Annotated in this window: 10 protein-coding genes and 5 pseudogenes; 11 read left to right on the forward strand and 4 right to left on the reverse strand. The window is 43.1% G+C overall.

Annotated features, from left to right (window positions below):
- Nucleotides 1-89 precede the first annotated feature (89 nt).
- A pseudogene (locus A9587_RS23450) lies at nucleotides 90-803 on the reverse strand (efflux RND transporter periplasmic adaptor subunit); the annotation flags it as partial.
- 600 nt (nucleotides 804-1,403) lie between these two features.
- Nucleotides 1,404-2,400 (reverse strand): annotated as a pseudogene (locus tag A9587_RS25330) (IS3 family transposase); the annotation flags it as partial.
- A gap of 15 nt (nucleotides 2,401-2,415) precedes the next feature.
- On the opposite strand from A9587_RS25330, the pseudogene A9587_RS23455 reads away from it, so the two are divergent.
- The 5 genes and pseudogenes from A9587_RS23455 to A9587_RS23495 form a co-directional block, all read left to right on the forward strand.
- A pseudogene (locus A9587_RS23455) lies at nucleotides 2,416-2,965 on the forward strand (integrase core domain-containing protein); the annotation flags it as partial.
- 1,252 nt (nucleotides 2,966-4,217) lie between these two features.
- Nucleotides 4,218-5,171, forward strand: a complete 954-nt coding sequence (locus tag A9587_RS23470) for an omptin family outer membrane protease (RefSeq protein ID WP_097762275.1) — start codon at nucleotides 4,218-4,220, stop codon at nucleotides 5,169-5,171.
- A 432-nt stretch (nucleotides 5,172-5,603) separates the two neighbouring features.
- The gene (locus A9587_RS23480; RefSeq protein WP_097762277.1) at nucleotides 5,604-6,713 is read left to right on the forward strand and encodes an SDR family oxidoreductase; all 1,110 of its coding nucleotides are present in this window, start codon (nucleotides 5,604-5,606) and stop codon (nucleotides 6,711-6,713) included.
- Between the two features lie 68 nt (nucleotides 6,714-6,781).
- A complete protein-coding gene (locus A9587_RS23485; protein ID WP_172953851.1) occupies nucleotides 6,782-7,684 on the forward strand; it encodes an antimicrobial resistance protein Mig-14 in 903 nt (300 codons plus the stop codon).
- A gap of 683 nt (nucleotides 7,685-8,367) precedes the next feature.
- The gene (locus tag A9587_RS23495; protein ID WP_001066942.1) at nucleotides 8,368-9,108 is read left to right on the forward strand and encodes a tyrosine-type recombinase/integrase; all 741 of its coding nucleotides are present in this window, start codon (nucleotides 8,368-8,370) and stop codon (nucleotides 9,106-9,108) included.
- Between the two features lie 284 nt (nucleotides 9,109-9,392).
- Here the strand turns inward: A9587_RS23495 and A9587_RS23500 are convergent, their stop codons facing one another.
- Nucleotides 9,393-10,370: a RepB family plasmid replication initiator protein gene (locus tag A9587_RS23500; RefSeq protein WP_000361615.1), complete on the reverse strand. Its 978-nt coding sequence runs from the start codon at nucleotides 10,368-10,370 to the stop codon at nucleotides 9,393-9,395.
- Between the two features lie 948 nt (nucleotides 10,371-11,318).
- On the opposite strand from A9587_RS23500, the pseudogene A9587_RS23510 reads away from it, so the two are divergent.
- The 5 genes and pseudogenes from A9587_RS23510 to A9587_RS23530 all read left to right on the forward strand — a co-directional run bounded on the left by A9587_RS23510 (nucleotide 11,319) and on the right by A9587_RS23530 (nucleotide 15,132).
- Nucleotides 11,319-12,101: pseudogene (locus tag A9587_RS23510) on the forward strand (site-specific integrase).
- Nucleotides 12,102-12,279: 178 nt separating this feature from the next.
- Entirely contained in the window at nucleotides 12,280-12,924 is a 645-nt protein-coding gene (locus tag A9587_RS23515; RefSeq protein WP_097762280.1) for a ParA family protein, read from the forward strand.
- An 86-nt stretch (nucleotides 12,925-13,010) separates the two neighbouring features.
- On the forward strand, nucleotides 13,011-13,319 hold the full coding sequence (locus A9587_RS23520; protein WP_097762281.1) for a molecular chaperone GroEL: 309 nt from the start codon (nucleotides 13,011-13,013) through the stop codon (nucleotides 13,317-13,319).
- 423 nt (nucleotides 13,320-13,742) lie between these two features.
- Complete coding sequence (locus tag A9587_RS23525; protein WP_097762282.1) at nucleotides 13,743-14,723, forward strand: plasmid segregation protein ParM; 981 nt, start codon at nucleotides 13,743-13,745, stop codon at nucleotides 14,721-14,723.
- Complete coding sequence (locus tag A9587_RS23530) at nucleotides 14,716-15,132, forward strand: plasmid partitioning/stability family protein (protein WP_097762283.1); 417 nt, start codon at nucleotides 14,716-14,718, stop codon at nucleotides 15,130-15,132. Before A9587_RS23525 ends, A9587_RS23530 begins: the two co-directional genes overlap by 8 nt.
- A 7-nt stretch (nucleotides 15,133-15,139) precedes the next feature.
- Here the strand turns inward: A9587_RS23530 and A9587_RS23535 are convergent.
- Nucleotides 15,140-15,310 (reverse strand): annotated as a pseudogene (locus tag A9587_RS23535) (DUF4113 domain-containing protein); the annotation flags it as partial.
- Nucleotides 15,311-15,394: 84 nt separating this feature from the next.
- Here A9587_RS23535 and A9587_RS23540 point away from each other — a divergent pair.
- Nucleotides 15,395-15,802: a transposase gene (locus tag A9587_RS23540; protein ID WP_097762284.1), complete on the forward strand. Its 408-nt coding sequence runs from the start codon at nucleotides 15,395-15,397 to the stop codon at nucleotides 15,800-15,802.
- The last annotated feature ends 98 nt before the right edge of the window (nucleotides 15,803-15,900 follow it).

Below are 15,900 nucleotides of genomic sequence, written 5' to 3' on the forward strand. Positions count from 1 at the left end.
ACTATATCGTTGGATATTACAGCGCACTAAGACCGCACGAATATAACGGTGGATTACCCCCAAACGAATCGGAAAATCGATACTGGAAAAACTCTAACTCGGTGGCCAGTTTTTGTTGACCACTTCACTTTAATGGTCATGACATCCAGACGAGCGAGTTTAATAATTGTTGGGGCACTCTGGTTTGAGTTAACGGTTTGCCCTTGCTGAGTGACAATGGCAATAACAATTCCATCCATCGGCGCAACGACTCGCGTATATTCAAGGGCAAGCTTTTTCTTATCCACTTCTATCTGTGCCTGGACCAGTTTGGCATTCAGAGACAGTAATTCAGCGCGAGTGGTCGCAAGCATTGCCTCCGCAGACTCAAAATCTTCTTGTGAGCTGGCATTTTCTCTTAACATCCGGAACTGGCGTTTAAAACGCAGTTCAGCCTGTTTCAGGAGCGCCTGCTTAGATTGAAGTTCTGCTTTCACCTCGTTGAGCGCAGCTTCGGCATTACGCAAATCGTTACACTGAGGTAGGTCGTCAATTTCGGCAATCAACTGCCCTTTAGTCACATGGTCGCCCTGTTTCACTTTCAGTGATTTTAATTGCCCTGATACCTGTGCCCCTACGTTTACCCGTTCAATTGCATCAATACGGCCAGTCGCCAGAACAGAATTTTCTATATCGCCTTTGCGCACCGGGGCAGTAATATATTCTGGCACATCAGAGCTTCTCAGAAAGGTGAACAAAACGGTGATAATAACGATCAACAGTGTCAAGGTACAAATGATGGCGCGGTGAGAGATATATTTCATTAACATTGTCCATGTTTTCCATAACAATGAAAGTGGTGTTCTGGGTTCTCTTAGTTAATGCCCGGCATCTACTGGAAAAATATACTTATTTGGAATTAATCATAAGCAAGATTATTATTTATTTGCGTAAATTGGGCTAACCCCTTCTCGCTTTGTTTCAACAGTATTACTAATTACCGGGAAAGCCTGACAAGATTTCGTATTAAGGTGCTATCTACGCCCATTATACTTTAATATATCAAGTAATTAATTCACTAACCTCTCTTTCGTTTCACTGGACTTTACGGCTGTAAAATAGCTTTTATCTTGTAGATGAAAACTCTGCTCAGAAAAGTGCCTTTAGTTTTAATGGATGGTGAGTTTTACGCTTGTCTTTGTAACCAGGAAGAGAGGCGTAGACAGTAAAGTTCCTCGCTCCCTCATCTTGGCATTTGGCGAACTATAGACAAGAGTCAATAAACCAAACTGCAACAACATAGTCATTTTGGGAGTAAGATTATTAGTCATAACGTCTCATATAGCTGGTATGAAGAAATTCTCATGCATACTTGATAAACGTATCGTCAACAACCGATAAAAAGTGAGCCATTTATATCTCCATCAATGATCTAATATTGAATCGCCACGGGTAGTCTTACTTATTCCAAGTTGTTGATAATAATGGTTTTCATATTCTATTGTTGACATCTGTTCGCAGGAACCATGCCGACGCTTATTGTTATAAAACATTTCGATGTTCAAAAATATCGTTGGAGGCGTCTTCCCGCGTTCCGAAGAGCTTTTTCTTTATCCGTTCACGCTTCAGTAACTGGAAAAAATTTCTGCAAGCGTATCGTGGTAATTACTGCAACGGAGCATACACTCCTCCAGGTCTTATGATTTCAGGAGCGACTGTCATTCATGGCTTGTTTACTGACAACCAGCATCTTTTTTTGGGGATTACGCCGCTATACATCCATCAGCAATGCGCTCATGACAATATCCTTTGTCATGAGCGCATTGCATTGACCAGCTGATAATTTTGGGTAAGCATAGCTCAACAAACACAGCAAGATACAGCCATCTTGGGTACTGATGTAGATTTTTCCGTTATCCAGGCAACCCCATCCGGAGAAGCCGGGTTGAATTGTAGCTGGAGCCTGTTGGGCGACACTATTCTGACCTGACCTTTATGTGCCTGCGGATTCCGGTATCCGAGCTGAACTTTTATCCTGGCATATTTCATCGGTCGCCAGACTCTGTTGGTTCTCCTCTGTTGCCCGCTATCCCGCAGCTCCAGAGGGAGATTGCGATAACCATTGATGCCCACGATTCCAACCAGAACTGTTTAATCTGTCCTGTCTGTTTAAGCTCTACCTGATGGCGTTGTGAATGCGGCAACTGAAGCCAGGAGTCAAGCCACAGGGATGAATATCCAGCATCCGACAGATCAGGAGAACAGTCCAGCACCAGATATTGTCATGGATAAATACCTCAGTCGGACCGTTTTGCGAAGTACGCCGCACTTTTTTAGTATGTCCCGTTCGTTGGTAACCTGCTTCAGCTCTTTCTGGATATGGCGAGCCTGAGCATCTGACGGTTCTTTATTAGTGGAAGAGGACCGTACTTCTTCTATCTAGGCATAAAGGCGGCTTTTCTCCGTAGGGGCAAACAACGGTTGTCGGTGCGTAATCCTCGTCACTCACTACGCCGGAAGCAGTTAATCAGAGCTGCTCTGTTGATTTTATGTATGATGCTCTGTTCTGTGCTCGTCTTTTCCGCACGTTCAATGTCGTTGATGACTTTAACTATGAGGCGTTGTCGATTGAAAACAATCTGAATCTGCCAGCTTCACAAGTGGTAGCGGTACTCTGTAGGATTGCGGAAAACCATGTCTATCCAGCTATGATTCGCATGGATTATGGCCAGGAATTTTTTTATCCAACACGGACGGAATGCGCAGAAAAACATGTAGTAAAACTGGAGATTACCCAATCAGGTAAGTTGGCGCAGAACGCTTTTATCGAGAGTTTTAACCGGACATACCGAACAAAAATACTCGGTTTTTGTCTGTTCAGAACGCTGGATGAAAAGCGGGAACTGGCGGCAAACTGGTTGTCAGAATATAACAGTGAACGCCATATCAACCACTTAACCATATGACACTGGAAGAACATCACTAACGCCATTATTTGGTCACGATCTCAAAAGGTGCATGGAACTAAAACGAGTCTGTTTACAACGCAAGATGGGTTATGTTATAAAGTAACAAAATGAGTTGGTAAGCATAAAATAAAGAGGATAACTTATAGTGCTCCCCTTATTTAAAGCATTTTGTTTTTTTTGTATTCTATTGTTAGGCTCAGTATTAATTCGGGGTAATAATAATCTTATTTCACCAGCGGTTAGACAAGAATTTTTTTTATCGAAAAAAACAACCCCATCCTTTTATCAGAAAATTGATGCGTGCTTTAGCAACGTTAATCTTGACTTTACATACAAGTCTGTTGATTACTCAGCATCTACCATTTTGCAATACATTAGAAGATTAATAAGAAAGCTTTACATTAAATAAAAGAGATGCAATTATCAATAAAATAAGAATATCTCGTTAAGAAATATAGCAATATATGTGATATTTCAGAAAATAAGTAATCATACATCTATTGATTTATAAAGTATTATTGGAAGGAAGTGTTACATGTAACGATTTACGCACTCCCCTCCATTACACTAATAAACACTACCGACTCGGTATTTATAAATTTTATAATAAAAGCATCATTTTCACTGAAACAAAATAAATATCAATCACTAAGATAATTAGCTTATCTGAACAAGTAATTACACTCATATGTTATTAGTTTTCTTATTAATCAGAAAGGAGGAATTTATAAACCAGCAACTTTTTTTGTAGGTGGAGCCACGGTTGATTTCTGATATCAACCACCTGAGTTTATTTTCGTCGAATGGTAATGCCTTGTCGCACAAACGCTATCTGAATAATTAACTGTAATGGCGTTATTGGTATCTTTGCCGACATTAACGCTAATAAAGACCCTGATTGCTTCATAATCGCTGGATTTGGCCATTTTGTCTCCCTTTAGATAAGAGTTAACAAAATAAACCCGGGAAGAAGGTACCGGTTTCCGCGTTACAGACGTTCCCGGCATAAAGTGTCCGACCAGGGCCTTATTCGCAGTTACCAGCGCCCTGTATGCCCTGATATTTCCTGGATCATGGATGACCGGGGCAGTAATCATACCGGGTTTGACTGACTCCCCTGATATTCTGACATAAAAGGGAATAAATAAAGCGACATGTGGCCGCATTGTAAACAAACGTTAAACAAAACAGCATTTTTCAGTTGACTACTACGAGTAAATAAAAAAATATTTATCAAAAACAAACGAGTGGAATGGAGTTAACTTGTCTATGTACTTAAAGATTCTTGCTACTGCACTCTCAGCTCCTGTAGCGTTTGCTGCACTGGCTTCTGATACTGGGCTTTCTTTTACACCGGAGAAAATCAGTACGGAGATTGGTTTTGGCACTTTAAGTGGCAAGGCCAAAGAACGGGTTTATCTGCCTGAAGAAAAAGGGCGCAAAGCCAGCCAGCTGGACTGGAAATACAGTAATGCGCCAATTGTCAAGGGAGCATTTAACTGGGATCTGTTACCCAGAGTATCTGTCGGTGCCTCAGGGTGGACAACATTAGCTGGTCGTGGAGGCAATATGGTGGACAGGGACTGGCTGGATACGAGCAATCCCGGAACCTGGACTGATGAGAGTAAACATCCGAATACCCGTCTAAATTTTGCTAATGAATTCGACCTGAATATTAAGGGATGGCTCCTGAATCAACCAGACTATCAGTTAGGTCTTATGGCTGGTTACCAGGAAAATCGTTATAGCTTTACAGCAAAAGGAGGCTCTTATATCTATAGTAGTGAGGGAGGCTTCCGGGATGAAACGGGATCATTTCCAGATGGTGAAAGAGCTATAGGCTACAAACAACACTTTAAAATGCCCTATATAGGGTTAATCGGTAATTATCGGTATGATAGCTTTGAGTTCGGGGGGAGTTTCAAATATAGCGGATGGGTGAAGGCATCGGATAATGATGAGCATTACAACCCTGAGAAAAGGATCACCTATCGTAGCGATGTAAATAATCAGAACTATTACTCTGTCTCACTACATGCTGGTTATTATATTACACCTGCAGCTAAAGTTTATGTCGAAGGAACATGGAACCGTATTACTAATAAGAAAGGTGATACTTCTCTGTACTCCAGAAATTTGAATGTATCGGATCACACCAAAAATGGTGCAGGCATTGAAAGCTATAACTTTATGACCACAGCTGGTCTGAAGTATTATTTTTAACCTGAAGCATGCCTGTTTTTAACTTTTTCATGACACTTTAAATATGATAAACAAAAGGCCAGCACTTCTGATGGTGGTCTTTTGATTTTTTATAATATGTGGAGGGTATATGTGCTCCACGATAAAAGTGTTTCTGTTAACTCTTGTATTTTTAACGATGCTGCCCTGCCACTCTTCATGCATAACGACACAGTGTTATCGACATAAAAATAATTGATAAGCGATGTTAACAATATGAACTTTATTATAATGCTATTACTCATCAATAATAAGCAGACCATCCAATAAAAACACACGCAATAACCTGAAGGATCCTGCCGTATAAAAACAAACATTGTTTTTACATTTAGTCTCTCTTGATTTTGTTTAATCATTGTTTATGTAAGATAATTTATTTTTATAATGATTACATGAAAACAAAAGAGGTTAGATATGAAATTGTTATTACTTACAGGTGCAACAGGATTTCTTGGTGGCGCGGTCCTGGATAAGCTGCTGGATAACTGTAATAATATAAATTTGCTACTTTTAGTACGAGCACCTACTCCACAAGCGGGACTGGAAAGAATTAAAGAAAATATGCGTAAATTTAATGTTTGTGAGGAAAGGTTGCATGCATTAACTAATGATAACATCTTGCCTGGGGATCTAAATAATCCGGAAGCCTTTCTCATGGATCCTCGTCTTGATGAAGTCACTCATGTTATAAACTGTGCGGCTATAGCTTCTTTTGGTAATAATCCTTTTATATGGAATGTGAATGTTACAGGTACACTTGCTTTTGCAAGAAGAATGGCTAAAGTGGCAGGACTGAAACGCTTCCTTCATGTTGGTACTGCTATGTCTTGTACACCTGATACGGGTTCGCTAGTTAAGGAAGAGTCTGCTTCATCAGAAACAGGTGAACATTTAGTGGAGTATACGCATTCAAAAGCAACAATAGAATATCTGATGCGTAAGCAGTGTCCTGATTTACCCTTGTTGGTTGCCCGACCATCAATTATTGTTGGCCACAGTCATTTAGGGTGCTTACCTTCAACCAGTATTTTCTGGGTATTCAGAATGGGGTTAATGTTGCAAAAATTTATGTGCTCTCTGGATGATAAAATAGATGTTATCCCTGTAGATTATTGTGCTGATGCATTGCTAATGTTGCTTGAAAGCTCGTTAATTAATGGTGATATTGTTCATATATCAGCAGGTAAAGAAAGTAGTGTGACGTTCTCTGCTATTGACGAAGCTGTAGCCCGTGCTTTGAACTGTGATCCTGTTGGAAACAGATATACTAAAGTCAGTTATGACATACTGGCAATGAGCCGTCATGATTTTAAAAATATTTTTGGCCCCTGTAACGAACGCCTTATGTTAAAAGCCATTCGTTTATATGGAGCGTTCAGTATGCTCAATGTTTGTTTCAGTAACGACAAGCTACTGAGTATCGGAATGCCTAAACCGCCAAAGTTTACTGATTATATTAAATACTGTATAGAAACGACAAAACACCTTTCAATTCAACAACAAATGGAAGTTGATTTTAAATAATATTTATCATAATCATAATTATTGTGGTGTTGCAGTCATAATATATAAAAAACGCCGAGGATATGACTTTGTCAATTAAAAATATAAAGCGCATTATTACGGCCTGGAAACCATCTACATTCGAAACGTATAAAAAAACTTTTGAAAAATACGGTGGTAGTGTAAACATGCATCCGGATGTTGTTTCATATTTTATGATACATCATGACTGGAAGTTTGATTTTTTTCACTATGAAAAAAATGGTGATATCAAAGGCTCATATTTTCTGTGCAATGGAAAACAAATTGGGATAATGGCAAGAAGGTCTTATCCTCTCTCATCTGATGAGGTATTAATTCCTTTTTCCCCACATGCAAGATGTTTTTTTCCGGATAAAACCAATAAATTATCAATTATAAATAAACCAAATATTATCAATGCAACATGGAAAATAGCCAGAAAGAAACAAAATTGTATTATAAAGGAATCTTTTTCACCTAAATTTGAAAAAACTCGCCGAAATGAAATCCAGAGATTTATCAGGAATGGCGGAGAGATTAAGTGTATAAGCCAGTTATCCGATAAAGAAATATCCAGCTCTTATATATCACTTTTTCATTCCCGGTTTGGAGGTACGCTACCTTGCTACGAATATGATAATCTGTTAATGTTTATTTCTCACTTACGAGAACTTATGTTTGGCCATGTGCTATTCTGGGATAATAAACCGTGTGCTATTGATATAGTACTGAAATCTGAAAGCTCATGTAATGTTTATTATGACGTTCCAAATGGTGCAGTTCTGAATGATGAGAATTGCATGAAACTAAGTCCGGGAAGTGTCCTTATGTGGCTGAATATAGATAAAGCACGAAGGTATTGTCAGAATAATAATAAAAAGATGATATATTCTATCGGTGCATTCAGACCTGAATGGAAATATAAACTACTATGGTCTGTTCCCTGTAAGGTTGGTAAATGCTTATGTTAGAATATGTATAAAGGTAAGTAACTATATACGAGCGTCCAGTCTGCAAATACTCCTCTAAACATGGAGGAGTGGATTTATAATATCATAACATTTACTAAATCGTTTTACATTAATTTTAAATTTGAAATTAATGTATTTTGATAACTATATATTTTTGATTCCGATAACAGATATTTCTTTCAGTGAGTCAGGGCTTACACTTAAAATATTAATATTGTTTGTGTAAAGACATATTATTCAATAACGATGGTGAGAAATATCTGTAACTTTTTCGCATAATCTAACCATTTACTTGATTGATTATTCTGTGAACAGAATCTGTTTATTATGCATCAGGTTGATGATGTGATTAAGCAGTCTGAAACCAGAGGAATATGGAGTCAGAAATTTTCAGTTGTCTTTTAAGGGGGTCTGCAGGATTTTTTCTCCGTTTCTGCCCGCCCTGGCATTACCCCATTTCTCCCAAAAACGGCAAACCAGCTCTCAGCCCGCGCCATGACTGGCTTAAGACGGGATCCCTGCTGCAAAACATGCCTTTACGTATTTTGTTTTACCCGCAATAATGCGTGATAAGCAAACAAAAGGATCCGCGCGCTGCGATTTATTGTCGTGGAAGGATCCGGACGTTCAGGTCAGAATACCTGTATCCATAAACAGTGCGTGTGCTACGTGAAAAATAACTCATGAACAATGTCATTCCCCTGCAGAATTCACCAGAACGCGTCTCCCTGTTACCTATTGCGCCGGGGGTGGATTTTGCAACAGCGCTTTCCCTGAGAAGAATGGCCACTTCCACGGGGGCCACACCGGCCTACCTGCTGGCCCCGGAAGTGAGTGCCCTTCTTTTCTATATGCCGGATCAGCGTCACCATATGCTGTTCGCCACCCTCTGGAATACCGGAATGCGTATTGGCGAAGCCCGGATGCTGACGCCGGAATCATTTGACCTGGATGGAGTAAGACCGTTTGTGCGGATCCTGTCCGAAAAAGTGCGTGCGCGACGCGGACGCCCGCCAAAAGATGAAGTGCGCCTGGTTCCGCTGACAGATATAAGCTATGTCAGGCAGATGGAAAGCTGGATGATCACCACCCGACCCCGTCGTCGTGAACCATTATGGGCCGTGACCGACGAAACCATGCGCAACTGGCTGAAGCAGGCTGTCAGACGGGCCGAAGCTGACGGGGTACACTTTTCGATTCCGGTCACACCACATACCTTCCGGCACAGCTATATCATGCACATGCTCTATCACCGCCAGCCCCGGAAAGTCATCCAGGCACTGGCTGGTCACAGGGATCCACGTTCGATGGAGGTTTATACCAGAGTGTTTGCACTGGATATGGCTGCCACGCTGGCAGTGCCTTTCACAGGTGACGGGCGGGATGCTGCGGAGATCCTGCGTACACTGCCTCCCCTGAGGTGACGGCATACGCGCTTCCTTATATAAGCTGTGGTCAGCAGAACAGACATAACATAAGCTGGAGCATGTATATAAGCTGTAGTAAGTAAGTCATGTTTTATGAAGGGAGCAATGCCTCAGCATCAGGTTACGGGATCACTTACGTAAGGGACAGGCAGATGGCAGCTCAGCTACAGACAGCACTGCAGGAAACAGAATATAAACCGCAGTGAGCAGACCACTCACTGCACCGGTTAATATAAGCTGTAGTCAGTACAAGAGCGCTCTTCACTGACTACAGTTTATGTTCAGCGGGATTTGAAGAGTTTTTCCAGGTCATCCAGCGTGATGCCCAGTTTCTCAAGCAGGGCAAGCTTCTCCGCCATCTCCGGACTGACTTTTTCCGCAGGTGAAGGTGGCAACGGATTTTCCTTACTCTCATCATTCGGTGCTTTTAACCGGGGACGCCGGTAGTGAATGCAGAAGAGTTTTGTCCGCCCCCGCTGGATCTCCGTGTAATCAAGATATCCAATCTCGCGCAGCTGCTCCATTGCCCGTCTGACCGTCTGGTTCTGGGAAAATACAGGAGACTTCAGATTGAGGCGTGCACGCAGCCGCGCCAGCGATACCGGTGCCGGATCCCGGGGCAGGCTCTCTATAAAGGTGTAGAGTGCCTGGGCGGACTCCCGTCGCTTCAGGGCATTAATCGCCTTAAGCTGGAGAAGGACTTTTCTGTCAAACTGGTACAGTTCAAACAGGCGGGGATCGGCCTGTAACTGAACAATATCCCGCTCAGTATCGTAGTAGGCTGACTGTACCAGATGGGTGATGTATTCCCGGGTGTGCTTCTCATCGGTACGGGAAAACGAGATCACGGTACCGGCAATGCGCTTCAGGGAAGGGCTGATGCGCTCACGCAGCCTGCGGGATGACTGGCTTGAAGGTATACCACACAGTTTTGCAAACTCGACAAAAGGCAGTTCAACTTTGTCACCAATCACGTTATGGCGGGCAAAGGAATGAATGATCCCCACCCAGGTCTTGAAATCGTTATCCATATCCAGGCGGGGGCCGGTGATCTCAACCTTATCGAATCCCTCAGCACGGGCCAGGGAAAGACGTGTCAGCTCTTCCGTGGCATCAGTACGTGACAGTGTATTTTTTTTACTGTTCTTCAGCGATTTAAGGGTCGGTACAAAGACGCCCAGACGCATCAGCGCCACAGGTTGTACGGTGTTGTTATTGTTTGGTGTCAGTGTCACCAGCTCACCGGACGACTTATCCACCTCGCCGAACAGTTTTTTGATGTCTGAATTTTCGTTTTCCAGAAAGCCTCCTGCCTGTGGACAGTAAAAGAATAAACAGAAAATCGGATGTCAGAACCCCGCTAACTGACTGAAGAAAAACCTGCAGCCTGTATTTAACAGCTGAGTCTGGCGTACTGACCATAGTTTATGTCATTAACTTACTTCAGTATATGGATTACTGAATACAGCTTATCATTAGCATGTTACAGTTTATCAGTAACATGCCACAGCTTATGTGATCGTGGTCCCGGCCCATGAGTGACAAGGTTTGCAGCGGTATGGGGATCTTTAATGGATCCTTTGTTGATCATTCATGGATCTGTTTACTGGATCGGGCCTCCGGATATGTGGATAAATCATTCCAGAAGGACAGCGCACACAACCGTTTTATGAAAGGGCTTCAGGGCGTACCTGCTCACTGTAACTACAGATACATTGCGCTTCCTCGCCGGTTCGCGGGCTTCGCCCGGTCACCGGTCTGCGGCGAGCACTGTTTTTTCTGAAGTCTGTCTTTACAGGTAATTTTTGACGGAATCTGCCGTACTTCCTGAGCGCACGGTCATATCCGAAGTACACTTCATATGTGTGTTTCAATGCCAGGGGTTGTGTATACAAACTACAGGCAAAGTCAGGTTATCACCGGTGGTAGGCTGCTCCGATGGAAAAATTGTGAACTGATTGACACCATGTCTGATAACTCTGTCGTGTTGTCAGCGCCAGTGATATAAGACGGTCAAAGATCGTGGCGTTGAGAGAACCCGTGTATATCAGTTCGGGGAGTGTGCAGAATGCTATCTGCACGGTACGAGCATTTATTACCGCGGCGGCTGAAACCCTTCTGCAAGAAGATGCGCTATACAGGACGGATGATGGCACGTTCTGAAATTACCGCAGCGACACCATCCATAAGCGTCTTCACTGAGGGATATGTCGATGATTTCGCTTCCCGCTAACTGTATACCAGTAAGCAACGCATCATTACCTGTCGCCATAGACTACCCGGCTGCGCTGGCACTCCGCCAGATGTCGATGGTTCATGATGAACTGCCAAAATACCTGCTCGCCCCTGAAGTGAGCGCCCTGCTCCATTACGTCCCGGATCTGCGCCGCAAGATGCTGCTGGCCACACTGTGGAACACCGGTGCGCGCATTAATGAAGCACTGGCGCTGACGCGGGGGGATTTTTCACTGGCACCACCATATCCGTTTGTGTAGCTTGCCACCCTGAAACAACGGACCGAAAAAGCAGCCTGGACGGCAGGAAGAATGCCCGCCGGCCAGCAGACTCACCGGCTGGTTCCGCTCTCCGACTCCTGGTACGTCAGCCAGCTGCAGACGATGGTGGCAACACTGAAAATCCCCATGGAACGGTGTAATAAACGAACAGACAGGACAGAGAAAGCGCGGATCTGGGAAGTGACGGACAGAACGGTCAGGACCTGGATTGGGGAAGCGGTTGCCGCCGCTGCCGCTGATGGTGTGACGTTCTCTGTCCCGGTCACGCCACATACGTTCCACCATTCCTATGCGATGCACATGCTGTATGCCGGTATACCGCTGAAGGTCCTGCAGAGCCTGATGGGGCATAAGTCCATCAGCTCAACGGAGGTCTACACGAAGGTGTTTGCGCTGGATGTGGCTGCACGGCACCGGGTGCAGTTTTCGATGCCTGAGTCCGATGCAGTATCTATGCTCAAAAGAATCTCTTAATCTCTGACTTTTTTAAAACCCTTTCGGATATCCCATGGATATATTATCGGTATTTCATATTCTGTTGACATGCTGGACAGGTATAGAGTAAAAAACATCTGTTAAGTATCCCTTGGATATCTGAAAAATATCTTCGGGGTTCTTTGTGGGTATTACATGTGGATTCTGGAGATACACTATGCCTGTTATTGCTAATACGCATCCCAAAGGTGGGGTGGGTAAGACAACTTCATCCGTAAACATTGTTGGTGAAATGAAGTCTGATACAGTTGATCTGGATACTCATACCGGGCTTTCTATCATTCTGGGGCTGAGGCCGGAAGGAAAAGAAATTTCCGTGAAAGTACCTAAAACAGTGGATGAGTTAATCGAAATTATGACTCCCTACAAGAACAGCGATAAGACGTTACTTATTGACTGCGGGGGATTTGACTCAGATCTTACCCGTACTGCTATTGCCTTTGCAGACTGCGTTATTGTCCCTTCAAAAGATTCCCTGACTGAGCGTATTGGTTTGATGCATTTTGATGGAGTACTGGACGAAATCAGCTCTATCATGGGAACCGATATAACTGCTCACCTGTATCTCTGTAAAGTGAATCCTAACAAGAAGAAATTCCCTAAGCTTGATGCAATCCTGCCATCGTTCAAACATCTGAAGCTGATGAAGAGCCGCATTTCTGCTCGTGCTGAGTTTGAGGATGTCATTGAGACTGGGATGGGAATCACTGAGTCTGTTCATGGGCGCTATTCGGCAGGAGGTAAGGAAGTTATTGCCCTGATCGAAGAAATCAATCATCTGATTGAAAGTAACAAACAGTAAGGTGTATCTATTGGGTATCCATATAGTATCCTTTGGGCTTTTAATGGATATCTTTTGAGTATCTAACAAACATCCTGGGTTATCTCATGAGCAAAGCGAAATTTAGTGCACAGGCTGAAAAACTGAAAAACCTGGTGGATTCTGCCAGATTACAAACTTCTTCTCCTGCCGTAACAGTAACAGTCCCGTCTCAGCTAAATGAAGGGGCAGAGGAAGTTTCAGTTCGTCCCGTGGCTGCCAGGACGAAGGCTAAGAATCTTAAGGCCATACCGCTGTCGTATTTTGAAGCTCATGCGGAACTTAAAGCGACCAGTAAAACATCTCTGGATTTTAGCTCATATATTATTGAGGCTATAAGAGAGAAGCTTGAACGAGACGGTGCAATAGGTCAATAAATTATCGGATACCTTAAGGGTATCTTATGTGTGTCTTTTAAATACATTATGGGGATTCTTCGTGTGCCTAAAGAGTCCCCATTAGATATCTTCCAGTATATGGTGACATGATTCGTCAACGCTTTCCATTCCTCTGAGTTTCACCATTTCACTCCTTTCCCTTAACCTGAACCCTTGTGTCTGACATGGTGTCAAAAATGCTTTTATATTGTATTTGTATGTTACATATGGTCTTCATAATTTTTTTGTATCTATGATTGTCTCTGATCTTACACTTGTATATGCAACATATACGCAATATATTGCGTTCTTATGTTGCTTAAACCCTTTTAGGAAGAGCATTTTTCCATTATAATTAAACATACATTGCATGTATGAAGCATTTTTGTTTTTCTATTCGTTTACGAGCAACGGAGACTGGTTATGAAAATCTTTATTGATGATGGTTCTACTAACATTAAACTTGCCTGGTTGGAGGATGGTGACGTGAAAACGTTAATCAGCCCTAACAGCTTTAAACCGGAATGGTCTTTTAGTTTACTGGATGACGCTGCCCCGGCTAATTACGAGATCGACGGCGAGAAGTTTTCATTTGATCCATTAAGTGCTGATGCTGTCGTTACGACTGAAACACGCTATCAGTACAGTGATGTGAATGTTGTGGCCATTCAGCATGCGCTACAGCAGACCGGTCTGAAAGCGCAGCCTGTTGATGTCATCGTCACATTGCCGATCTCTGAATACCTTGACGCCAACAATCAGAAAAATAAGCAACACATTGAAAGAAAGAAAAAAAATGTGATGCGTGAAGTACGGGTGCAGGGGGGGGATGCATTTGTTATTCGCAGAGTTTCCGTTCTTCCTGAAAGTATTCCCGCTGGTTTCAGTGTTCTTGCGGGGCTTGAGGATGATGAATCCCTTTTGATCGTAGATCTCGGTGGTACAACGCTTGATGTGTCGCATGTTCGTAGCAAAATGACAGGGATTACAAAAACTTGGTGTGATCCGAATATCGGCGTGTCTCTGATTACATCCGGGGTTAAGGAACAGATGGCTGTACATGCTAATACAAGAGTGAGCTCATTCCAGGCTGACAATATCATTGTGCACCGTAATGAACCTGACTACCTTTCCCGTCGCATTTATAATGCTGAACAGCGTGAGTCTATCATTAATGTTATCAATGAACGGCAGAAGTTGCTTATTAAACGAGTTAATGATGTCATCAGCCGTTTCACCGACTATACACATGTAATGTGTGTTGGTGGTGGGGCTGAAATCGTGGCCGAGGCAGTGAAGAACCTGACTAAGGTTCCAGATGAACGCTTTTATCTGAGCTCATCCCCGCAGTTTGATTTAGTCATGGGAATGATAAAAATGAAAGGTGGTGTGACTAATGAGTGATGAAAATAAATCCAGACGCTGCTCATTTGAACTTTTCCCGGATGAACGGACAGGAGATAAGATAGCAGATGAGCTGATTGCAAATGAAAAACTGAAGGAGCGGGGACGTTTCATGCGCGCGATGTTAGTTACTGGTGCGGCGTTTGCAGCTATAGATAAACGTCTTCCTTTGCTGATATCGGAGTTACTGACAGAAAATACGACTCTGGATGATATTAATAAGGTGATTTCCAGCGTAATACCAGGTGCTTTTTCGGTTGAAAAGAAATTGCTTGAATTACTGGAAAAACAATCTGGTCTTCATACGTCTGTGGATTGCAGTGCTCCTCTTGCAGAGCAGAATCTGGCGAGAAATGATGGTGAAGACCAGACCAGAAGAAACGCTGAAAATATGTTCGGAGATGACTGAACTTACCCAGCCTGGCCAGAGGAATATCTCTCCATTTAGTTGTATAACACTGACTCAACATTTCCCGTTTCATTTGCCATTCAGGGGCGGTTCCTCGCCCCGCAAACCACACTTTCCCTTTCCCCGACTGGTTCAGTTCATCGAGTGTTTTTATTAACTTTTTGCTGTTTTTATGGGGTAAGCGTAAACCGACCGCCGTATGTAGCCATTAGACAAGAATTGGTAACTTAGACGCCCATCTGACACAAACGGACATCTAAGTATGGAATTACAGGACTGGCGAAAAGAACCTCGTAAAAAGTATTCGAATGAATTCAAACTTCGTATGGTTGAACTGGCATCACAACCCGGTGCTTGTGTGGCCCAGATTGCACGAGAAAATGGCGTCAATGATAATGTTATTTTCAAATGGCTCAGGCTCTGGCAAAACGAAGGGCGTATATCACGGCGTCTTCCGGTGACAACCACTTTTGACGCAGGCGTTGAATTATTACCTGTAGAGATAACGCCTGATGAGCCGAAAGAACCGATGGCTGCTCTTACTTCGTCCTTATCCACTCAGACTACTGTCAGTGTCAGCTCCTGCAAGGTGGAGTTCCGTCACGGTAACATGACGCTGGGAAATCCTTCACCAGAGCTGTGTAGTGGCACACTGAATTTGGCCACCTGAACAGAGGTGATATGCTCACCTCAGAACAACACAGGTGCTCCAATGAAAAAAAGAAATTTCAGCGCAGAGTTTAAACGCGAATCCGCTCAACTGGTTGT

The organism is Escherichia sp. MOD1-EC6162, assembly GCF_002965125.1.
Classification (GTDB): domain Bacteria; phylum Pseudomonadota; class Gammaproteobacteria; order Enterobacterales; family Enterobacteriaceae; genus Escherichia; species Escherichia marmotae.